Origin of the sequence: Streptomyces sp. NPDC008001 (genome assembly GCF_042958085.1) — a bacterium.
GTDB lineage: Bacteria > Actinomycetota > Actinomycetes > Streptomycetales > Streptomycetaceae > Streptomyces.
Map to the genome: position 1 here is coordinate 137,026 of NZ_JBIBIZ010000005.1, position 22,277 is coordinate 159,302.

14 protein-coding genes and 1 pseudogene are annotated in these 22,277 nt (G+C 73.5%); 6 read left to right on the plus strand and 9 right to left on the minus strand.

Features of this window, described 5'->3' with window-relative positions:
* Positions 1–9: 9 nt before the first annotated feature.
* From ACFZCD_RS14775 to ACFZCD_RS14790, 4 genes are all read left to right on the plus strand, one after another.
* Positions 10–909: an alpha/beta fold hydrolase gene (locus ACFZCD_RS14775; RefSeq protein ID WP_391830639.1), complete on the plus strand. Its 900-nt coding sequence runs from the start codon at positions 10–12 to the stop codon at positions 907–909.
* Positions 910–1,100: 191 nt separating this feature from the next.
* The gene (locus ACFZCD_RS14780; RefSeq protein WP_391830641.1) at positions 1,101–2,465 is read left to right on the plus strand and encodes a cytochrome P450; all 1,365 of its coding nucleotides are present in this window, start codon (positions 1,101–1,103) and stop codon (positions 2,463–2,465) included.
* Positions 2,466–2,670: 205 nt separating this feature from the next.
* Positions 2,671–4,032 (plus strand): type I glutamate--ammonia ligase, encoded by a 1,362-nt coding sequence (glnA, locus tag ACFZCD_RS14785; protein WP_058044708.1) that lies wholly within the window; start codon positions 2,671–2,673, stop codon positions 4,030–4,032.
* A 34-nt stretch (positions 4,033–4,066) separates the two neighbouring features.
* The gene (locus ACFZCD_RS14790; protein WP_391830643.1) at positions 4,067–7,144 is read left to right on the plus strand and encodes a bifunctional [glutamine synthetase] adenylyltransferase/[glutamine synthetase]-adenylyl-L-tyrosine phosphorylase; all 3,078 of its coding nucleotides are present in this window, start codon (positions 4,067–4,069) and stop codon (positions 7,142–7,144) included.
* Positions 7,145–7,211: 67 nt separating this feature from the next.
* On the opposite strand, the gene ACFZCD_RS14795 is transcribed toward ACFZCD_RS14790, so the two are convergent.
* From ACFZCD_RS14795 to ACFZCD_RS14820, 6 genes are all read right to left on the minus strand, one after another.
* On the minus strand, positions 7,212–8,060 hold the full coding sequence (locus ACFZCD_RS14795) for a phosphatase PAP2 family protein (protein WP_391830645.1): 849 nt from the start codon (positions 8,058–8,060) through the stop codon (positions 7,212–7,214).
* Between the two features lie 36 nt (positions 8,061–8,096).
* Complete coding sequence (locus ACFZCD_RS14800; protein WP_391830647.1) at positions 8,097–9,149, minus strand: LacI family DNA-binding transcriptional regulator; 1,053 nt, start codon at positions 9,147–9,149, stop codon at positions 8,097–8,099.
* 25 nt (positions 9,150–9,174) lie between these two features.
* Entirely contained in the window at positions 9,175–10,806 is a 1,632-nt protein-coding gene (locus ACFZCD_RS14805) for a glycoside hydrolase family 13 protein (RefSeq protein WP_391830649.1), read from the minus strand.
* Positions 10,807–10,910: 104 nt separating this feature from the next.
* Positions 10,911–11,771, minus strand: a complete 861-nt coding sequence (locus ACFZCD_RS14810; RefSeq protein ID WP_391830651.1) for a sugar ABC transporter permease — start codon at positions 11,769–11,771, stop codon at positions 10,911–10,913.
* The gene (locus ACFZCD_RS14815) at positions 11,768–12,709 is read right to left on the minus strand and encodes a carbohydrate ABC transporter permease (RefSeq protein WP_391830653.1); all 942 of its coding nucleotides are present in this window, start codon (positions 12,707–12,709) and stop codon (positions 11,768–11,770) included. Before ACFZCD_RS14815 ends, ACFZCD_RS14810 begins: the two co-directional genes overlap by 4 nt.
* Before the next feature lie 6 nt (positions 12,710–12,715).
* On the minus strand, positions 12,716–14,020 hold the full coding sequence (locus ACFZCD_RS14820; protein WP_391830655.1) for an extracellular solute-binding protein: 1,305 nt from the start codon (positions 14,018–14,020) through the stop codon (positions 12,716–12,718).
* A 305-nt stretch (positions 14,021–14,325) separates the two neighbouring features.
* Here ACFZCD_RS14820 and ACFZCD_RS14825 point away from each other — a divergent pair.
* Positions 14,326–15,705, plus strand: a pseudogene (locus ACFZCD_RS14825) (alpha-amylase family protein); the annotation flags it as partial.
* A 121-nt stretch (positions 15,706–15,826) separates the two neighbouring features.
* Positions 15,827–18,415 (plus strand): pullulanase-type alpha-1,6-glucosidase, encoded by a 2,589-nt coding sequence (gene pulA / locus ACFZCD_RS14830; RefSeq protein WP_391830657.1) that lies wholly within the window; start codon positions 15,827–15,829, stop codon positions 18,413–18,415.
* A 27-nt stretch (positions 18,416–18,442) separates the two neighbouring features.
* On the opposite strand, the gene ACFZCD_RS14835 is transcribed toward pulA, so the two are convergent.
* From ACFZCD_RS14835 to ACFZCD_RS14845, 3 genes are all read right to left on the minus strand, one after another.
* Positions 18,443–19,141 carry a TetR/AcrR family transcriptional regulator gene (locus ACFZCD_RS14835; protein ID WP_391830659.1) on the minus strand — a complete coding sequence of 233 codons (699 nt, stop codon included), beginning with the start codon at positions 19,139–19,141 and terminating at the stop codon, positions 18,443–18,445.
* Between the two features lie 84 nt (positions 19,142–19,225).
* Entirely contained in the window at positions 19,226–21,172 is a 1,947-nt protein-coding gene (locus ACFZCD_RS14840; protein ID WP_391830661.1) for a hypothetical protein, read from the minus strand.
* Positions 21,173–21,274: 102 nt separating this feature from the next.
* Positions 21,275–22,081: a tyrosine-protein phosphatase gene (locus tag ACFZCD_RS14845; protein ID WP_391830663.1), complete on the minus strand. Its 807-nt coding sequence runs from the start codon at positions 22,079–22,081 to the stop codon at positions 21,275–21,277.
* Positions 22,082–22,277 lie beyond the last annotated feature (196 nt).

A 22,277-nucleotide genomic window follows, 5' to 3' on the forward strand; every position in this document is an offset into this window, starting at 1 on the left:
GGGGAAGCCATGGTCAGCGCGAACGGCGCCAACGGCGTGAACGGCACGGTGCGGCCGCCGGGGCGCATGCTCCGGATCGGAGGAGTGCCGCTGCACGTGGTGCGCGAGGGCTCCGGGCCGGTGTGCGTGCTCAGCGCCGGGCTCGGCATGGGCTGGTTCGACTGGGAGCCCGTCGTGCCGCTGCTCACCCCGCACCGCACCGTCGTCCGCTTCGACCGGCCCGGCCTCGGCTTCAGCGCCCCGCCCGTCGAGCCGCCCACCGCCGCCGGCGAGGCCGACCGGATAGCCGGCGTCCTCGACGCCCTCGGGCTGCACGAACCCGCCACGGTCGTCGGCCACTCCCTGGCCGGCTTCCACGCGGAGGCGTTCGCCCGGCTGCACCCGCAGCGCACGGCCGGCATCGTCCTCGTCGACGGCAGCGTCGAGGAGGACCCGCGCCCCGCGCCCGCCCGCGAGCTGCGCACCACCGCCGCCCACGCCCGCGGCCTCGTCCTCGCCGCGGCGGGGCTGCCGCGGGCGCTCGGCCCGTCCCTGCGCCGGCTCACCGTCCGCGCCTCGTCCGTCAGCCGCCAGGACCCGGCCCCGGCCGACCTCGTGCGGCGCACGTACGGGACGGGGCGGGTGGTGCGGGCGCTCCTCATGGAGAACGCCCGCTACCGCGACGTCGCCGCGGAGCTGGACGCCCTGCGCGAGAGCCGCCCCATGCCGCCCGTGCCGGTGAGCGTCCTCGCGGCCTCCCCGGGCACCGGGTCGTGGCTGGAGCGCCGCTGGCTGGAGCGGCAGCGGGCGCTGGCCGAGCGGCTCGACGGGCGCTTCGAGACGGTGGCCCCGGCGGGCCACCTGCTGATGTACGACCGCCCGCAGCCGGTGGCGTCCGCGATCCTGGCGACCGGCCCCACGGGCCGCTGACGCCGCCCCCGCGCCCACCGCACCGGCCCCGCCCCGCGGCCACCGCACGGAATCGGCCCCTCCATCCCGCGTCCACTTACCCCACGCCCCGCGTTCGGAATCCGTCAAACCGGAGAAACCCGGGGTTTTGACCCCCGTCGCAGCGGAAAACCTCGTGGCGCGCCCGTCGCACCGCCGATCGAGGGACCGCCATGCCCGTCACGTACGTGTCCGGAACCGCCCCTGGAGCCCTGCCGGTCGTCGGTCACGCCTGGCCGCTCCTGCGCAGACCCCTCGGCTTCCTCCGGTCCCTGCCCGCCCACGGCGACCTCGTGGAGATCCGCCTCGGGTCCGTGCCGGGCTACGTGCCCTGCCACCCCGAGCTGCTGCGCCAAGTCCTCCTCGACGACCGGACCTTCGACAAGGGAGGGCCGCTCTTCACCCGGCTCCGCGACATCGTCGGCAACGGCCTCGGCAGCTGCGAGCACCGGGACCACCGCCGCCAGCGCCGCCTCGTCCAGCCCGCCTTCCACCCCTCCCGCATGGACGGCTACGCCGCGGTGATGGCGGAGGAGGCCGGCCGGCTGTCCGCGTCGTGGCGGGCGGGGCAGACGGTCGACGTCTTCCCCGCCATGTTCGGCCTCACCCTGCGGACCGTCACCCGCACCCTCTTCTCGGCCCGCCCGGCCGAGGCCGAGGTGGCCCGCCTCCAGCGCTCCTTCGCCGTCGCGCTCAGCGGCCTCTTCCGGCGGATGTTCGTCCCCGCCCCGCTGCAGCGCCTGCCGCTGCCCGCCAACCGCCGCTACGAGCGGGCCCTCGCCGACCTGCACGCCACCGTGGACCGCCTCGTCGCCGCGTACCGGCGCAGCGGGAAGGACCACGGCGACCTGCTGTCCACCCTGATCGCCGCCCGGGACGAGGACGGCGGCGGGCTGACCGGCACCGAGATCCACGACCAGGTCATGACGATGGTCTTCGGCGGCTCGGAGACCATGGCCGCCTCCCTGACCTGGTCCCTGTACGCCCTGACCCGGCACCCGGAGGCGGCCCGGGAGCTCCACGAGGAGCTCGACGCGGTCCTCGGCGGCCGCCCCGTGACACCGGCCGACGTCCCGCACCTGCCCCGCACCGGGCGGATCGTCACCGAGTCGCTGCGCCTGTACCCGCCCGCCTGGCTGTTCACCCGCGTCACCACCGTCCCGGTGGAGCTGGCCGGGCGCCGCCTGCCGCCCGGCAGCACGCTGGTCATCAGCCCGCCGGTCGTCCACCACAGCCCCACCGTGCACGCGTGCCCGGCGGAGTTCCGCCCCGCCCGCTGGTCCGCCGGCCAGGCCGGCCGCCCGCCCCGCGAAGGATTCGCGATCTTCGGGGCCGGGGCCCGCAAGTGCGTCGGCGACGTCTACGCCATGACCGAGGCCACCATCGCCCTGGCCGCCTTCTGCCACCGGTGGCGGGCGCAGGTCGCCCCCGGCACGGACCTGCGGCCGCCGCCGCTGGCCACCGTGCAGCACCCCCGCCGTCTCCTGCTGCGCCTCGCGGAGCGCGGGCCGGGCCCGCGCCGGCCCCTCCCGCGCTGATCCGCGCTGATCCGCCCCCGCCCCGCCCGTGCGGCGGAGGCGCGGGAGCAGGCAGTATGGGGAGGAAGAGCCGTGCCTCCACCCGGGGCGGAACGTCCGGACCCACGGATGCAACGCAACGGACATCATGTGGTGGGATGCTCTATGCCCCCGATGTGCCCCGCGGCTTGGGAAGGGGCGGCCTGACCAGCGAGGATGGGTAGCTATGGATAAGCAGCAGGAGTTCGTGCTCCGCACCCTGGAAGAGCGCGACATCCGCTTCGTGCGGCTGTGGTTCACCGATGTGCTCGGCTATCTGAAGTCCGTGGCCGTCGCCCCCGCCGAACTGGAGCAGGCCTTCGACGAGGGCATCGGCTTCGACGGCTCCGCGATCGAGGGCTTCGCGCGGGTCTACGAGTCCGACATGATCGCCAAGCCGGACCCGGGCACCTTCCAGATCCTGCCCTGGCGCGCGGAGGCCCCCGGCACCGCCCGGATGTTCTGCGACATCCTGATGCCGGACGGCTCGCCCTCGTACGCCGATCCGCGCTACGTCCTCAAGCGCATCCTCGCCAAGACCTCCGACCTCGGGTTCACCTTCTACACCCACCCCGAGATCGAGTTCTTCCTGCTCAAGGACAAGCCGGTGGACGGCACCCGCCCGGTGCCCGCCGACTCCTCCGGCTACTTCGACCACACCCCGCAGAACGTGGGCATGGACTTCCGCCGCCAGGCCATCACCATGCTCGAATCCATGGGCATCTCGGTCGAGTTCAGCCACCACGAGGGCGCGCCCGGCCAGCAGGAGATCGACCTGCGCTACGCCGACGCGCTCTCCACCGCCGACAACATCATGACGTTCCGGCTGGTGATGAAGCAGGTCGCCCTGGAGCAGGGCGTCCAGGCCACGTTCATGCCGAAGCCGTTCTCCGAGTACCCCGGCTCGGGCATGCACACCCACCTCTCCCTCTTCGAGGGCGACCGCAACGCCTTCTACGAGTCCGGCGCCGAGTACCAGCTGTCGAAGGTCGGCCGGTCCTTCATCGCCGGCCTGCTGCGGCACGCCGCCGAGACCTCCGCCGTCACCAACCAGTGGGTCAACTCGTACAAGCGGATCTGGGGCGGCTCCCAGCGCACCGCGGGCGCCGGCGGCGAGGCCCCCTCGTACATCTGCTGGGGCCACAACAACCGCTCCGCGCTCATCCGCGTCCCCATGTACAAGCCCGGCAAGACCGGCTCGACGCGCGTCGAGGTCCGCTCCATCGACTCCGGCGCCAACCCCTACCTGACTTACGCGGTGCTGCTGGCCGCCGGTCTCAAGGGCATCGAGGAGGGCTACGAGCTCCCCGCCGGCGCCGACGACGACGTGTGGGCGCTGTCCGACTCCGAGCGCCGGGCCATGGGCATCGAGCCGCTGCCGCAGAACCTCGGCGAGGCCATCGAGCTGATGGAGCGCAGCGAGCTGGTCGCCGAGACCCTCGGCGAGCACGTCTTCGACTTCTTCCTGCGCAACAAGAAGCAGGAGTGGGAGGAGTACCGCTCGGAGGTCACCGCCTTCGAGCTGCGCAAGATGCTGCCCGTGCTCTAGCGTTGCGGCGGGAGCGTCCGGTGAGAGGGTTCCGATGACAGTGCCGCAAGGGCGCCGCAGCAGCGGGTACACCCGGTTGCTGAAGTACGGCTTCACCGATCCCGCCGCCGCCGAGCGGCGCCTCGCGGCCCCGGGCCTCGCGGCGCGGGGCGCCGACCCCGTGCTGCTCGACGCCCTCGGCGCCACCGCCGACCCGGACCTGGCCCTGCACGGCCTGGTCCGGCTCGTCGAGGCGCTCGACGCCCGGTCCGGCGGCGACCGGCAGGCCCTGCTGGACACGCTCGTGACGGCCAAGCCGCTGCGCGACCGGCTGCTCGGCGTGCTCGGCGCCTCCGAGGCGCTCGGCGACCACCTGGCCCGCCACCCCGGTGACTGGCACGCCCTCGTCACCTACGAGGCGGCCGATCTCCACCCCGGCGTGCCGGAGTTCGAGAAGGCGCTGGCCGACGGGGTGCGCGCCGGGCGGGAGGCCGGGCCGGCCGACGCCCTGCGCGCCGCCTACCGCCGCTGCCTGCTGACCATCGCCGCGCGGGACGTGTGCGGCACCACCGACATAGCCCAGACCGCGGCCGAGCTCGCCGACCTGGCCACCGCCACCCTGCGCGCCGCCCTCGCCATCGCCGCCGAGGAGCGGCCCGAGGACGCGGCGGCCTGCCGGCTCGCCGTCATCGGCATGGGCAAGTGCGGCGGCCGGGAGCTCAATTACGTCTCCGACGTGGACGTCGTCTTCGTGGCGGAACCGCCGGAGGGAAGCGCGGGGGCCACGGGGAACGGCGAGGGCCCCGCCCTGCAGGCCGCCACCCGGCTCGCCTCCCGGATGATGCGCACCTGCTCCGACGTCACCCCCGAGGGCACCATCTGGCCCGTGGACGCCAACCTGCGCCCCGAGGGCCGCAACGGGCCCCTCGTGCGCACCCTCTCCAGCCACCTCGCCTACTACCAGCGCTGGGCCAAGACCTGGGAGTTCCAGGCGCTCCTCAAGGCCCGCCCCGTCGCCGGCGACCTCGCCCTGGGCCGGGCCTACGCGGACGCCCTCGCACCGCTGGTGTGGCAGGCCGCCGAGCGCGAGAACTTCGTGCCCGACGTCCAGCAGATGCGCCGCCGCGTCATCGCCTCCATCCCCGCCGGACAGGTCGACCGCGAGCTCAAGCTGGGCCCGGGCGGCCTGCGCGACGTCGAGTTCGCCGTCCAGCTGCTGCAGCTCGTCCACGGCCGCGGCGACGCCACGCTGCGCGCCTCCGGCACCCTCGACGCCCTGACCGCCCTCGCCGCCGGCGGCTACGTCGGCCGCACCGACGCCGCGGCCCTCGACGCCGCCTACCGCTTCCTGCGCACCATGGAGCACCACATCCAGCTCCACCGGCTGCGCCGCACCCACCTGATGCCGGAGGCCGAGGCCGACCGGCGCCGCCTGGGCCGGTCCCTGGCCCGCGTCCTGCAGTGGCCGCCCGGCACGGAGCCGGTCGACGGGCTCGCCCGCGAGTGGAAGCGGCACGCGCGCGAGGTCCGCCGGCTGCACGAGAAGCTCTTCTACCGGCCCCTGCTGGACGCCGTCGCCCAGCTGGAGCCCGGCGAGATCCGGCTCAGCGCCAAGGAGGCCGGAAACCGCCTGCAGGCCCTCGGCTACGCCGACCCCGCCGCCGCCCTGCGCCACCTGGAGGCGCTCGCCTCCGGCGTGTCCCGCAAGGCCGCCATCCAGCGCACCCTGCTGCCCGTCCTCCTCGGCTGGTTCGCCGACTCCGCCGACCCCGACGCCGGCCTGCTCAACTTCCACAAGGTCTCCGACGCCCTCGGCCGCACTCCTTGGTACCTGCGGCTGCTGCGCGACGAGGGCGCCGCCGCCGAGAACCTCGCCCGCGTCCTCTCCGCCGGCCGCCTCGCCCCCGACCTGCTGCTGCGCGCCCCCGAGGCCGTCGCCCTGCTCGGCGACCCCGAGGGCCTGCGCCCCCGCGGCCGGGAGGCCCTCGAACAGGAGACGCTGGCCGCCGTCAACCGCTCCGAGACCGCCGAGGCCGCGATCGTCGCCGTCCGCGGCGTCCGCCGCCGCGAGCTGTTCCGCACCGCCGCCGCGGACATCATCGGCGCCTACGGGCGCAACGGCTCCCGGACCGCCCAGGACGAGGCCGGCGCCGGGCGCGACCCGCACGTCCGCGTCGACACCGCCGGCGACGCCGTCTCCGACCTCAACGCCGCCGCCGTCGCGGGCGCCCTGCGCGCCGCCGTGCGCGCCGAGTGGGGCGACACCCTGCCCACGCGCTTCGCCGTCATCGGCATGGGCCGCTTCGGCGGCCACGAGCAGGGCTACGGCTCCGACGCCGACGTGCTCTTCGTCCACGAGCCGCGCGAGGGCGTCTCCGAGGAGGAAGCCGCCAAGGCCGCTGCCGCCGTCGCGGGCGAGATGCGCCGCCTCCTCCAACTTCCCACCACCGACCCTCCCCTGCACATCGACACCGACCTGCGCCCCGAGGGCAAGTCGGGGCCCGTCGTGCGCAGTCTCGCCTCGTACGCCGCCTACTACCGGCGCTGGTCGCTGGTGTGGGAGAGCCAGGCGCTGCTGCGCGCCAAGCCGGTCGCCGGCGACCCCGAGCTGGGGCAGCGCTTCATCGAGCTCATCGACCCGCTGCGGTATCCCGCCGAGGGCCTGGGCGAGGACGCCGTGCGCGAGATCCGGCGGCTCAAGGCCCGCATGGAGAGCGAGCGGCTGCCGCGCGGCGCGGACCCGGCGATGCACACCAAGCTCGGGCGCGGCGGCCTGTCGGACGTCGAGTGGACCGTCCAGCTGCTGCAGCTGCGGCACGCGTGGGCCGAGCCCGGCCTGCGCACGACCCGCACCCGCGAGGCCCTCGCCGCCGCCTGCGCCGCCGGGCTGCTCGGCGCGGAGGCCGCGGCCATACTGGACGACGCGTGGGTTCTGGCGACGAGCGTGCGCAATGCGGTCATGCTCGTGCGCGGGCGCTCCGGCGACACCTTCCCGACGGAGCCGCGCGAGCTCGCGGCCGTGGGCCGCTACCTGGGCTACGAGCCGGGGCACGTGGGGGACATGCTGGACGACTACCGGCGTACGACGCGCCGGGCCCGGGCGATCGTGGAAGAGCTGTTCTACGGGGCGTGAGCGGGTCGCGAGGGGGACGTGAGCCCTCGTGCCGCCCCCGGCCCCTCGGGCCCCGGCCGGGTGCTCCTCAGGCGACGTGCCGCCGCAGGCGCCCCGGCGTGGCCCCGAACCACACGAACGAGGCGGCGAAGCCGAACGACAGGCACAGCAGGCCGCCCACCGCGTCCAGCCAGAAGTGATTGGCCGTGGCCACGATCACCATGAGCGTCGCCAGCGGATACAGCAGTCCCAGCACCTTCGCCCACACGGGCCGCGCCACCGTCGCGATGATGACGCCGCACCAGGTGGACCACCCGATGTGCATCGACGGCATCGCCGCGTACTGGTTGGACATGTCGGCCAGATTGCCGGAGGCCATCGAGCCCCACGTGTGGTGCACGACGACGGTGTCGACGAAGTGCTCGCCGGACATCAGGCGGGGTGGGGCGAGGGGGAAGAGGTAGTACCCCAGCAACGCCACGGCCGTGGTGGCGAAGAGGGCGAGCCGCCCGGCGGCGTAACGGCCGGGGTGCCGGCGGTAGAGCCACACCAGCACCCCGATCGTCAGGACGAAGTGGAGGGTGGCGTAGTAGTAGTTCATTCCGACGATGAGCCACGTCACCGAATTCACGGCGTGGTTGACGCTGCTCTCCACGGCGATGTGGAGCGTGTGCTCGGTCCGCCATATCCAGTCCGCGTTGCGGAGGGCGGCCGCGCGCTGCTCGGGCACGGCATTGCGCACCAGTGAGTACAGCCAGTAACTCACCGCGATGAGCAGTACCTCGAACCACAGCCGGGGCCTGCGCGGAGTACGGAGCCTCCGCAGGCCCGGCTTCCGGAGTGCGGCACCTTCCGCCGACGGCCGGTCCGCTCGCTCCTCGGTGGGTGGCGGGGCGGCCGACCGGCCATCCAGTGTCCTTGCGGTCGCTTCACCCATAGGGAAACAGTCTGCCAGAAAGCGGCCTGCGACAGATCATCCCCAAGTCTGGTCTTCGCCCGCTTTCGGCCGGGATTCCGGCACCGATGCGGTTGAACCCCGAACCACCAGTTCGGGCAGGAACACGAACTCGCTGTGCGGCGCCGGGGTGCCGCCGATCTCCTCCAGCAGCGCCCGCACCGCCGCCTGCCCCATCGACTGCACGGGCTGCCGGATCGTGGTCAGCGGCGGGTCCGTGAAGGCGATGAGGGGCGAGTCGTCGTAGCCGACGACCGAGACGTCCCGCGGCACCTCCAGGCCCAGCTGACGGGCCGCTCGCACGACGCCCAGCGCCATCATGTCGCTCGCGCACACCACGGCCGTGCAGCCCCGCTCGATGAGCGCCGCGGCCGCCGCCTGACCCCCCTCCAGGGAGAACAGCGAGTGCTCCACCAGCTCCCCGGCGGCGGTCTCCGGCATGCCCAGCTCCTCGCGCATGCTGCGCAGGAACCCCTCGATCTTCCGCTGCACCGGGACGTAGCGGCGGGGCCCCAGCGCCAGGCCGATCCTGCGGTGCCCCAATGCGGCCAAATGGGTGACGGCCAGCCGCACCGCCGCCCGGTCGTCCGGGGACACGAACGGCGCCCGGACCTTCGAGGAGAAGCCGTTGATCAGCACGAACGGCACGCCCTGCGCGCGCAGCCGCTCGTAGCGCTGCATGTCCGCCGAGGTGTCGGCGTGCAGCCCGGAGACGAAAATGATTCCGGAGACCCCGCGGTCCACGAGCATCTCCGTCAGCTCGTCCTCCGTGGAGCCGCCGGGCGTCTGCGTGGCCAGCACCGGGGTGTAGCCCTGGCGCGTCAGGGCCTGGCCTATCACCTGGGCGAAGGCCGGGAATATGGGGTTGTCCAGCCCCGGGGTGATCAGCCCGACCAGGCCCGCGCTGCGCTGCCGCAGCCGCACGGGCCGCTCGTAGCCCAGGACGTCGAGCGCGGCCAGCACGGACTCGCGGGTGGAGGCGGCGACCCCCGGCTTCCCGTTGAGTACCCGGCTGACGGTTGCTTCGCTGACACCCGCTTGCGCTGCGATGTCGGCCAGCCGTGCGGTCACAGGACTGGACCTTACCGGTCGCACTTCAGACTGCCCACCAAACACAGGAATCAGAGGGGATACGGACCGTACCACCAGTGAATTCCAGGGCGGCCGTGGCCAGCACCGGTCGGCCCGGCACCGGCATCCCCACCTCGTCCGCGCCGGTGTTCAGCGTGCACACCAGGCCCGGCCGGGAGAACGCGAGCACCCCCTCGGGCGCCTCCAGCCACGTCATCTCCCCGTCGCCCAGGCCCGGCAGCTCGTGGCGCAGCGCCAGCGCCGAGCGGTAGAGCTCCAGCGTCGAGCGCGGGTCCCCGGACTGCGCCGCCACCGACAGCTCCGCCCACTGCTCCGGCTGCGGCAGCCAGCTGCCGCCCGGCCCGAACCCGTACGGGGCCTTCTCGCCCGACCACGGGATCGGCACCCGGCAGCCGTCGCGCGTGCCGTCCTGCCCGTCGCCACGGAAGAACGCCGGGTCCTGGCGCACCTCGTCCGGCAGGTCCACGACCTCCGGCAGGCCCAGCTCCTCGCCCTGGTAGACGTACGCCGAGCCCGGCAGGGCCAGCATCAGCAGCGCCGCCGCCCGGGCCCGCGCCAGGCCCCGCTCGCCGCCGCCGTAGCGCGTGGTGTGCCGCACCACGTCGTGGTTGGACAGCACCCACGTCGTGGGCGCGCCCACCGACAGCGTCGCCGCCAGCGACTCGTCGATGACGGTCCGCATCGCGGCGGCGTCCCACGCGCACGTCAGGAACTGGAAGTTGAACGCCTGGTGCAGCTCGTCCGGCCGCACGTACAGCGCGAGCCGCTCCGAGGTCGGCGCCCACGCCTCGGCCACGCCGACCCGCTCGCCCGGGTAGGAGTCCAGCAGCCGCCGCCAGGCGCGGTGGATCTCGTGCACCCCGTCCTGGTCGAAGAACGGCAGCACCTGCGCGCCGATCAGCTTCGCCTGCTCGCTCAGCCCGATGTCGGGCAGGCCCTCCGCCTTCACCATGCCGTGCGCCACGTCGATGCGGAACCCGTCCACGCCCAGGTCCAGCCAGAACCGCAGCACGGACTCGAACTCCTCGCGGACCTCCTGGTTGTCCCAGTTGAGGTCCGGCTGCTCCGGCGCGAACAGGTGCAGGTACCACTCGCCGGGCGTGCCGTCCGGGCGCGCCGTCCGCGTCCACGCCGGGCCGCCGAAGACCGACTCCCAGTCGTTCGGCGGCAGTTCCCCGGCCGCGCCGCGGCCCGGGCGGAAGTGGTAGCGCTCCCGCTCCGGACCGCCCTCTTCGCCGGCGAGGGCCGCCCGGAACCAGACGTGCTGGTCCGAGGTGTGGTTCGGCACGATGTCGACGATCACCCGCAGGCCCAGCCGGTGCGCCTCCCGCACCAGGTCGTCCGCGTCCGACAGGTCGCCGAAGAGCGGGTCCACGGCCCGGTAGTCCGCGACGTCGTAGCCGCCGTCCGCCTGCGGCGACGCGTAGAACGGCGTGAGCCACACCGCGTCCGCGCCCAGCTCCGCCAGGTACGGCAGGCGGTCGCGGATCCCCCGCAGGTCGCCGATGCCGTCACCGTCGCTGTCCGCGAACGAGCGCACGTACACCTGGTAGATGACGGCGCTGCGCCACCAGCCACCCGCTGCGGACGGGGAAGCGGCGGCCGGGCGGACGGAGGGCGCGAGGTCCTGGGTCATGTACGTCCTATCGATTCGGGTTACGGGCGGGGCGGTGCGTCGGTGGGGCGGTGCGTCGGTGCGTCCGCAGGGGACAACGACGGCGGGAGGGCAAAGTCAGCGGCTCAGCCCTTGGTGCCGCCCGCGGTCAGGCCGGCCACCAGGTGCCGCTGGGCGATGAAGAACACGGCCGCGGCGGGAATGGTGATCAGGACGGCGGCGGCCGTCATGAGCCCCCACTCGGCCTTCTGCTGGCCGACAAACGTCTGCAGGCCGACGGCGAGGGTGTAGTGCTCCTCGGAGCTCATGAACTGGGTGGCGAAGGCGACCTCGCCCCAGGCGGTGATGAACGAGTAGAAGCCGGTCACGGCCAGGCCCGGGCGGGCCAGCGGCACGACGAGCCGCCAGAACGTGCCGAAGGGGCTCAGGCCGTCCACCCGCCCCGCCTCGTCGATCTCGGTGGGGATGGTGTCGAAGTACCCCTTGAGCATCCAGGCGCAGAACGGCACGGAGACCGAGCAGTACGTCACGATCAGCCCGGCGTAGGAGTCCAGGAGTTGCAGCTCACCGAGAATGTTGTACAGCGGCACGATGAGCACCGCCATCGGGAACATCTGGACGATCAGGAAGGTCCACATCAGCGGCCGGTGGCCCGGGAAGCGCATCCGCGAGACGGCGTAGCCGGCGGTCGCCGCGATGAGCACGCCGAGCACGGTCGCGCCCAGCGCCACGATCACCGAATTCCCGAACCAGGTCAGGAACTTCGTCCGGCCCAGGATGTGCCCGTAGTTGGCGAAGCCGAGCCCCGTCCACTTCGTGGGCTCCTGCCAGCCGTCGCGGCCGCGCAGCGAGACGAAGACGACGAACAGGACGGGGAAGACGGCCACGAGGCTCGCGACGGCCAGCGCCGTGTGCAGGGCCGCCGAGGCGAGCGGCGAACGCCCCTCGCGCGAGCGCCGCTTGAGCGGGGTGCGGGCGGTGCTCATCGCACGGCCTCCTGTCGGGACAGCATCCGGCGGTAGAAGACGGCGAAGACCAGCAGCAGCGAGAGGATGAGGATGCCGTACGTGGCCGAGCCCGCGTAGTCGCGGATCCCCTGGAAGGCGAGCTGGTAGGCGTACGTCACCAGGATCTCGCTGTCGGAGCCGGCGCCCTGCCCGATCAGCAGGTAGATCACCTGGAACATGTTGAACGTCCAGATCACGCCGAGCAGGATCACCGTCCCGCTGACCGCGCTCAGGCCCGGCAGCGTCACGTGCCGGAAGCGCTGCCAGGGCGTCGCGCCGTCCATCTCCGCGGCCTCGTGCAGCTCCCGCGGTATCGCCTGGAGGCCGCCGAGGATGGCCACCATCATGAACGGCACGCCCAGCCACACGTTGACCGCGACCGCGGACACCTTCTGCAGCGTCGAGTCGCCCAGCCAGTCCACCGGGTCCATGCCGAGCCCGGTGAGGAAGGCGTTGAGCACGCCGTACTTCTCGTTGAACATCAGCCGCCAGGAGAAGGTGGCGACGAAGGCCGGCACCGCCCACGGCAGGATCAGCAGCACCCGGTACAGCGACCGGAACCGCATCGGCCGGTTCAGCAGGAGGGCGAGGCCGAGACCGATCGTGTAGTGCAGGAACACGCACGACGCGGTCCACACGACCGTCCAGCCGAGGCGGGAGTAGAAGTGCCCCTCCTGCCCCGACAGCACCTTCCAGTAGTTGTCCAGGCCGACGGTCCTGTACGTCGCCCCGATGTGGTTGACGCCGATGGTGCGGGCGACGTTCGCCTCGTTGGCGTCGGTGAAGGACAGGTAGATGCCCTTGCCCAGCGGATAGCCCACGAGGACCGCCAGGACGATGACGACGGGCAGCACCATCGCCCACGCGTACCAGTGGGTGCTGAAGGAGCGCCTGACCGTGGTGACGACTGTGGCCATCAGGCCCTACTCCTCGATGCCGTAGTCCTTGAGGAGCGCCGACTGCCAGGCCTTGGCCGTGGCGTCCAGCCCTTCCTTCGGCTCCTCCTTGAGCGTGAGGATCTGCGTGTAGTGCTTCAGCCAGTCCGTGAACAGGTCGCCGCCCTGCGGGATCGCGGGCCGCGCGTGGGCCTTGGACAGCGCCTGGTAGTACGCGCTGCGCACCGGGTCGGCCAGCACCGCCTTGGTGTACGCGGACTTCCGCGTCGGCAGCACGCCGACGCTCGTGGACGCCTGCTCCTGCTGCGCGGCCTCGGTCATGAAGCGCGTGAAGAGGTAGGAGGCGTCGAAGTTCTTCGAGCCCGCGTAGACCACCAGGTTGTGGCCGCCGACCGGCGCGCCCGCGGTGCCCGTGGAGCCGGCCGGGATCGCCGCGATGCCCAGGTTGTCCTTCGCCTTGTACGCGTCGCCGCCGAAGATCTCCTTGGTCGCCCAGGGACCGTCGATCAGCATGGACAGCTTGCCGTTCTTGAAGTCCGTCTTGAGGGCGTTGTAGCCGTCGGTGCCCGAGGGCTTGGGCGCGGCGCCGGACTTCACCAGGTCGACGGCGGTCTCGATGCCCTTGCGGGAGGCCGCGTCCGAGATGGTGATCTTCTTCTTGGCGACGTCCACCATGTCGCTGTTCTCGCCGTAGAGGAAGGGCAGCGAGTAGTAACTGTCCGGGCTCAGGCCGATGCCCTCGGCGCCCGTCTTGTCCTTGATCTTCGCGGCGGCGTCCTTGACCTCCTGCCAGGTGGCCGGGGGCTTGTCGATGCCGGCCTTCCGGAAGAGCTCCTTGTTGTAGAGCAGTCCGAGGGTGTCGGTCACCTGCGGGACGCCGTACGTCTTGCCCTGGTACGCCGCGTTCTTCAGCGGGCCTTCGAGGAAGTCCTCGGGCTTGTCCAGGGCCGGCGTGCCGGTGAGGTCCTTGAGGTAGCCGAGCTGCGCGAAGCCGGGCGTCCAGCCGACGTCCGAGCGCAGGACGTCCGGGGCGCCCTTGCCGGTGGCGGCGGCGGTCTTGAACTTCTGCTGGGCCTGGTCGAACGGCACGTTGACGTACTCGACCTTGATCTTCGGGTACTTCTGCTCGAAGGCCGAGACCAGCTTCTTGAACGCGGGCGCCTCGTTGGTGGCGTCCGAGGTGTCCCACCAGGTGACGGTGCCGCTCACGCTGCCCGGGTCGCTGGCCGCCTTGGCGCCGTCGTTCCCGCTCCCGCCGCCGTCACCGCCGCACGCGGTCGCGGTGAGTGCCAGCACACCGACGACGGCAGCGACCGATATGCCTCTTCGCATATGGATCTCCTCTTCAAGGAGGCCGACCGTCGCGGGCGGCCCCGAGCTGGGAGGAAGGTAACAGGCTGCAATCTCTTGCGAAAGGGTTTGCAAGAACGGAACGGCGAGATTTCTCCGTGGTAACCGTCTCGTGTCCAGGGGGTTGACCGGCCCTTACGGTGCTCGTACGGTCTCGTGCGCGGCAGGTTCCGCTTGGCTTGCGAACGACTTGCGCAAGAACCTTCATCGGCCTTACGGGCAGGGCGGCTTGCCTGCGCGCCCCCGCTGCACCGCTCCACGCATCCCCCACCACCAGGAGCCCCCGCATGCCTGCGACATCCCGAAGGTCCCTCGCCGCGGCTCTCGCCCTCGCCGCCGCGACGACGGTCTGCGCGCCCCGGGCCGAGGCGGCAGCGCCCGGCGACAAGGACGTCACCGCCGTCCTCTTCGAGTGGAAGTACGACTCGGTCGCGAAGGAGTGCAAGGAGACGCTCGGCCCGGCCGGTTACGGCTACGTCCAGGTCTCCCCGCCGCAGGAACACGCCCAGGGCCCGCAGTGGTGGACCTCGTACCAGCCGGTCGGCTACGCGATAGCGGGGCGGCTCGGCGACCGGGCCGCCTTCGCGAACATGGTGAATTCCTGTCATACCGCCGGCGTCAAGGTCGTCGTCGACGCCGTCATCAACCACATGGCCGCCGGATCCGGCACCGGAACCGGCGGCACCGCGTATACGAAGTACGACTACCCCGGCACGTACCAGCGCCAGGACATGGACGACTGCACGGCCGTCGTCAGCGACTACCGCGACCGCCGCAACGTCCAGGACTGCGAACTCGTCGGCCTCGCCGACCTCGACACCGGCGAGGAACACGTCCGCGCCCGGATCGCCCAGTACCTCGACGACCTGCTGTCCCTCGGCGCCGACGGCTTCCGCATCGACGCCGCCAAGCACGTCCCCGCCGAGGACCTCGCCAACATCAAGGCGCGGCTGAGCCGCAGCGGCGTGTACTGGAAGCAGGAGACCATCTACGGGGCGGGCGAGGCCGTCCAGCCCGAGGAGTACCTCGGCACCGGCGACGCCCAGGAGTTCCGCTACGCCCGCGACCTCAAGCGGGTCTTCCAGCACGAACGGCTCGCCTACCTGAAGAACTACGGCGAGGGCTGGGGCTACCTGCCCGGCGGCCAGGCGTCCGTCTTCGTCGACAACCACGACACCGAACGCGGCGGCGACACCCTCACCTACAAGGACGGCGCCGCCTACACCCTGGCCAGCGTCTTCATGCTCGCCTGGCCCTACGGCTCGCCCGACGTCCACTCCGGCTACGAGTTCACCGACCGCGACGCTGGGCCGCCCAACGGGGGCGCGGTGAACGCCTGCTGGCAGGACGGCTGGAAGTGCCAGCACAAGTGGCCGGAGATCAAGAGCATGGTCGCCTTCCGCAACGCGGTGCGGGGCACGCCGGTCACCCACTGGTGGGACAACGGCTACCAGGCCATCGCCTTCGGCCGGGGCGACAAGGGCTACGCGGTCGTCAACCACGAGGGTTTCGCGCTGACGCGCACCTTCGAGACGGGGCTGCCGGGCGGCGACTACTGCGACGTGCAGAGCGGGCGGCGGGTGACGGTGGACGCGAACGGCCGCTTCACGGCGACGGTGGCGCCGAACACGGCGCTGGCGCTGCACGCGGGCGCGCGCACGTGCGGTTGATCTTCCCCTGACCCCTCCCACCTCAGCCCGGCCGGCGTTTGAGGCCGAGCGCGTTCAGCGCGATACGGGGGTCCGGGGAGAGCTCTGTTTTTGACCTCAGCCGAAGGAGCAGCCTTCCGTGAAACGCCTAGCCGCACTCGTGGCGGCCGTCATCGCCCTCCCCGCGGCCGGGACCGGCACCGCCCACGCCGCCACCCCGCCCCCCGCAGGGGCCAAGGTCCAGTGGATCGACCGCACCACGGTCGCCTGGCCGAAGGGCCTCGGCGACCCCGCCGGCCCGCACCGCCTCCTCCACGACGGCGGCAGTTTCACCCTCACCGCCCGGCCCGGTGGCCTCACGGCCGCCCAGCGCACCGCATATCCCCACCTCGCCGGCTACGACGCCTACCGCGTCGACGCCACCCCGGCCCAGGAGCGAACCGCTCTCCGAGGCGCCCTCACGGCCACCGCCGGGGACGTCACCACCGGCGTCCAGACCCCCGGCGTCCTCGACGACCTGTACGCGGCCGCCGCCTCCAAGGCCACCTTCGGCCCGTCCTTCCGCAACGGCCGCCCCACCCTCTCCGTCTGGGCGCCCACCGCCCGGCGCGTCGCCCTGGAACTCGACGGCCGCACCGTCCCCATGCGCCGCGACGACGCCAGCGGCGTCTGGAGCACCACCGGCACCCGCGACTGGACCGGCAAGCCGTACCGCTACGCGGTCACCGTCCACGCCCCGGCCGCCGGCGGGGTGGTCACCAACCACGTCACCGACCCGTACTCCACCGCCCTGACCGCCGACTCCGCCCGCAGCCTCGTCACCGACCTCGCCGATCCGGCCCTGGCCCCGGCGGGCTGGCGCAACCTCCGCAAACCGAAGGCCGTACCGCTGCGCAACGCGCAGATACAGGAGCTGCACGTACGCGACTTCTCCGGCGGAGACGAAGGCCGGGGCAGAGGCGGCTACCTCGCCTTCACCGACGGCGATTCCCCCGGCATGCGCCACCTGCGGACGCTCGCCGAAGCCGGCACCTCGTACGTGCACCTCCTCCCCGTCTTCGACTTCGCCACCGTCCCCGAGCGGCGCGCAGACCAAGCCACGCCGCCCTGCGACCTCGCCGCCCTCCCCGCCGACTCCGACCGCCAGCAGGACTGCGTCGGCAGGACCGCCGGGCGGGACGCGTACAACTGGGGCTACGACCCGCTGCACTACACCGTCCCCGAGGGCTCCTACGCCTCCGACCCGGACGGCCCCGGCCGCACCCGCGAGTTCCGGCAGATGGTCCAGGGGCTGGCCGGGGCCGGCCTGCGCACGGTCATGGACGTCGTCTACAACCACACCGCCGCGGCCGGGCAGGACGACAAGTCCGTCCTCGACCGGATCGTGCCCGGCTACTACCAGCGCCTCATGGACGACGGCAGCGTCGCCACCTCCACCTGCTGCGCGGGCACCGCGCCCGAGCACGCCATGATGGGCAAGCTCGTCGTGGACTCCGTGGTCACCTGGGCGAAGCAGTACAAGGTCGACGGCTTCCGCTTCGACCTCATGGGCCACCACCCCAAGGCGAACATCCTGGCCGTGCGCAAGGCCCTCGACGCGCTGACCCCGGCCGAGGACGGCGTCGACGGCAAGTCCGTGATCCTCTACGGCGAGGGCTGGAACTTCGGAGAGGCCGCGAACGACTCCCGGTTCGTCCAGGCCACGCAGCGGAACATGGCCGGCACCGGCATCGCCACCTTCTCCGACCGCGCCCGCGACGCCGTCCGCGGCGGCGGCCCCTTCGACGCCGACCCCCGCCTGCAGGGCTTCGGGTCCGGCCTCTTCACCGACCCCAACGACGCCCCGCAGGGCACCCCGGCCGAGCAGCGCGGCCGGCTCCTGCACGCCCAGGACCTCATCAAGGTGGGCCTGACCGGCAACCTCGCCGGCTACCGCTTCACCGACTCCGCGGGCCGCAGCGTCCGCGGCGCCGACGTCGACTACAACGGCTCGCCCGCCGGCTACGCGGCCGCCCCCGGCGACGCCCTCGCCTACGCCGACGCCCACGACAACGAGACCCTCTACGACGCGCTGGCCTACAAGCTGCCCCGCGCGACCGCACCCGCCGACCGGGCCCGCATGCAGGTCCTCGCCATGGCCACGGCCGCCCTGTCCCAGGGCCCGGCCCTCTCCCAGGCCGGCACGGACCGGCTGCGCTCGAAGTCGCTCGACCGCAACTCCTACGACAGCGGCGACTGGTTCAACGCCATCCACTGGGACTGCGCCGACGGCAACGGCTTCGGCCGCGGCCTGCCCCCGGCCCGCGACAACGAGGCCAAGTGGCCCTACGCCCGGCCGCTCCTCGCCGACCCGGCCCTGAAGGCCGGCTGCGGCCCCGTCGAGGCGGCCTCCGCCGCCTACCGCGACCTGCTGCGGATCCGCACGACGGAGAAGGCCTTCGGCCTCGCGACCGCCGACGCCGTCCAGGCGGCGCTGTCGTTCCCGCTGTCCGGCCCGGACGAGACGCCCGGCGTCGTCACCATGCACCTCGGCGACCTGGTCGTCGTCCTCAACGCGACCCCGCAGCGGCAGGACCAGCGCATCACGTCCCTCGCCGGCAGCCCCTACGCCCTGCACCCCGTCCAGGCCTCCGGCGCGGACCCCGCCGTCAGGACCGCGGCCTACGCGCCCGCAACGGGCACCTTCACCGTCCCGGCCCGGACGGTCGCCGTCTTCAAGGCCGGCTGAGGCCCGGTCCCCGGCACCGGCCTGACGTCAGGTCGGCTGCGGGACCGCCGCGCCGAGCCGGTTCACGAGGCCCGCGAAGGGCCCGTGGGCCGGCTCGTCCTCCAGGACGCGCCGCAGGACGGCCGCCATGTCGTCGTCCCCGGGCGCGCCGACCGCGGCGAGCGCCGCGAAGGCGTGGACGAGCTGCACCTCCAGCTCGCCGCGGGGAACGCGGCGGCCGTCGAGCCAGAGCAGCGCCGTGGTCTCGGTGAGGGAGATCCACGAGCGGAGGGCGAGCTCCAGGCGCGGGCCGGGGGAGGGGATGCCGAGGTGGCCCAGCATCTCGTCGTAGGCGGCCTGCCGCACCCCGTCGATCACGGCGCACGTGCGGCCGGAGCCCGCGACGGGGCCGCCGCGCATCAGGGCCGAGAAGCCCGTGCCGTGCTCCTCCACGAAGTCGAAGAAACGGCCCATCACCCGCAGCAGGCGGGCGCCCAGGGGGCCTTCGCGGGGCTCGTCGAAGAGGGCCTTCAGCTCCTCCGCGGCACGGGTGAGCGCGGCCTCGTAGAGGCTCTGCTTCCCGGGGAAGTAGTGATAGACGAGCGGCCGGGAAATCCCGGCCGCCGCTGCTATCTCGTCGATGGAGACGTCGTCGGGGGACCGATGGCCGAACAGCTCGAGCGCGACCGAGATCAGCTGCTCGCGGCGCTGCTCGACACCCATCCTGCGACGTATCCGGGTCTTCATGGCGGTCATCTTAGGGCAGCCCGGAATCCGTCATCCGCCCCTGGTTTCCCGCCAGCTGACCCTTGATCAGTTTTCGGACGGCCGCTACCGCAGAGTGGAAATCCGCTTCCCGTCGGCGAGCCGGGCGCTCAGCTCGGCCTGGGCCCCGGCCCTGGCCGGGACGGCCAGCCGGTCGCCCGCGGCGGTGCCGTGGACTCCGCCCGTGGCCGTGATGGACCGGACCTCGCCGCCGCCGGCCGCCGCCAGGGCGTACCACGTGCCGCTCGCGGCCTTCCACAGGACGCCCGCCAGGACGTGGGGGTCGCGGACCCCGCACGCGGGCGTGGACTCCGCGCGGGCGACGACGCTGCCCGGCGCCGCGGGCCGCGCGCCCGGCGCCTGGAACAGGGCGAGCGCCCGGCTGCCCGCGCCCCGCCACGTCTCGGCGCGGGTGCACGTCCACTCGGCGGTGCCGGCGCCGCCGGGCAGCTGCTGGGTGGCGAACGGCCAGGCGTTGACCGAGCGGACGCCCTGGCCCCGCATGGACTGCAGGTGGCAGGCGGTGTGGGCCCAGCCGGCCCGGGCCCGGTCGGTGTCGACGTCGCGGGGGGCGGTGGGGGAGCCGGTGGTGAGGAGGGCGGGGGTCAGCTCGCCGAGGTCGGTCACGAGGCGGCCGCCCATCTGCAGGGCGGGCCAGCCGTGGCAGTCGTTGCCGGGGGCCGGGCCGAGCGCCGGGCCGGTCACGCCGTCCGCGTCGAGGTGCAGCGGGAGCGGGGCGTCGCCGGGCTTGAGGAGGTCGCGCACGGAGACCTCGTCGACCCAAGGCGCCGTCAGGTAGCGCACGTTGTTGTCGGCGCGGCCCACGACGACCGCCGTCGCGGTGCCGGCGTCGGCGGCGTCCGTACGGGCGAAGTCCAGGGCCGCCGCGCCGGTGTCGCCGTCCTTCGACTCGGCGTAGCGCACGACGCGCAGGCCGTCGTGGAGCAGCACGACGGCCGCCTGGCCGACCTCGCCCGCGTACAGCAGCTGGGGCGGGCCCGCGGCCGGCCCGGACGGGGTGCCGGGGGTGGCGGTGACCTGGACGGAGCGGCCGGGCCGCGCCCAGACGGCGAGCGCGCGGCGCAGCAGCTCCCGGTCGCCGAGGCGGTTGCCGCGGGCGGGCCAGGAGGCGAAGCCGGGGCGGTCCGCGGTCTTCCAGGCGTCGGGTGCCGCCTTGGTCAGCTTGGCCGGGTCGAGGGCCTGTTGCGCCGCGGCGTTCTCCGCGTAGGGCGGGGCGGCCGCGCCGTCCGGGCCCCAGCCGTCGCCCGGCAGCCCGACGAGGATCCCGCACACCGCGGCCGCCGCGACGGCCGCGAGCGCCGCCCGGGTGTGCTGGCGGCGGCGCATCAGGTCCGTCGGCCGGGCCTGCAGGGAGCAGGGGTCGAACTCCATCGACTCCAGCAGCGAGGCGTCCCGGCTGCCCGCCGGGGTGCGCAGCCCGTCCGCCTCCAGCACGGCCGCCCCCGGGTCCTCGACGCCCGCCGCGGCCAGCACCTGCCGCACGTCGCGGTCGGCGGGCAGCTCCAGCGCGCGCAGCACGTACGCCGCCCGGCCGGGGCCGGAGAGGGAGGCCAGGGCCTGGTCCAGGGCGAGCTCGTCGGCGCCGCCCGAGCGGGGGAACAGCCGCAGGCCCCACACCTGCGGCAGCAGCGGCGGCAGCTGGCCGGGGCGCGGCAGCTGCCAGCGCCCGCGCGGCCGGCCCGCCTCCAGCGCCGACCGCAGCACCCGCAGCCTCACGTAGGCGTAGCCGGGGTCGGCGGGGGAGCCGTCCGGTCCGCGCGGCGCCGGCACCGGCAGCCCGGCCTGCTCGTCCGCCGCGACGCGGTTGCGCGGCAGGGCCCGCTGCACGAGGGCGTGCGCGGTCAGCACGCGGCGGTTGCGGCCCAGCGACGGCGGCAGGACGAGATACCCGAGGCGCACCAGGCGCGGGTAGTGCTCGATGAGCGCGGCCTCGGCCTGCTCGACGTCAACGGGGGCGGGGAGGGGGCGGGGGGCTGTTGCTTGCTGCTCCACGATCCATAGAACGAGTGAATGGTGAGATGGTCACCTCACCCCTGGGAGCGCGGGACCCCTGGAGCGCGGGACCGCGGCCCGTGGCGGCCTGCGGGGGGCGCGTCACGCGATGCAGCGCGCCCGGATGCGGTGGACGGCGTCGTCGGCGATGCCCAGGCCGTCGCGGACGTACGCGGCGACCCCGCCGTACGTGCGCTCCATCTCCTCCAGCGCCGCCGTGAGGTAGGCCGGGCGCACGCCGAGGATCGCGTCGGCGATCTCCGGGTCGCCGCCCGCCGCCGTGAACCGGTCGACGAGGGGGGCGAAGGCGGCCCGGACGGCCGGGTTCACGGCAAGGTACTCGGCGTGGACCGCCTCCTCGTCCGCGCCCAGGAGCAGCAGGATCACGGCGGCGGCCCAGCCCGTGCGGTCCTTGCCGGCCGTGCAGTGGAACAGCAGCGGGCCGCAGTCCGGCTCGGCGAGCGCGGACAGCAGGCGGCCGTAGGCGGAGCAGGCGGACTCCGAGGTGACGAAGGACCGGTACGAGTCGCACAGCAGCTTCTCGGCCTTGCCGCTGCCGAGGTGCTCCTCCGCGACGGCGGGGCTGCCCAGCACCGATTCGAGCCTGGCCGGCACGTCCCCGTCCGCGGCGGCGGCGCGGGCCGCCACGCTGTCGGCCATCACGTCCGCGACGATGAGCCGCGCGCCCGCCGGCACCTGGTCCGGCCGCTCCTCCCGTTCGTGCTCGGTACGCAGGTCGACGACCGTGTGGATGCCGAGGGCGGCGACCGCCGGGTCGGCCGCGGGGTCGAGCCGGTCGAGCTGGCCCGAGCGCAGCAGCAGGCCGGGGCGGACGGCGGAGTCGCCGGTCAGCGCGATGCCTCCGAGGTCGCGGAGGTTGATGATCGTCGAGGCGTCGAACTGCGGCATGCGGGCGTCTCCTGTGTCTGTGGCGCACAGCGTGTCGGATATTGCTCAGATATGTGCCGTCTATCTACCGATATTGTGCCGAATGGAGCCCAAGCCCGCGCCCGCGGGGGGAGCGTCCGCTGTTTCACCAGGCCGTACGGGCCCGGTGGGACCGGCACCGCCGGGCGTCCGCCTTGCCCGGCTCCTTGCCGCGGGC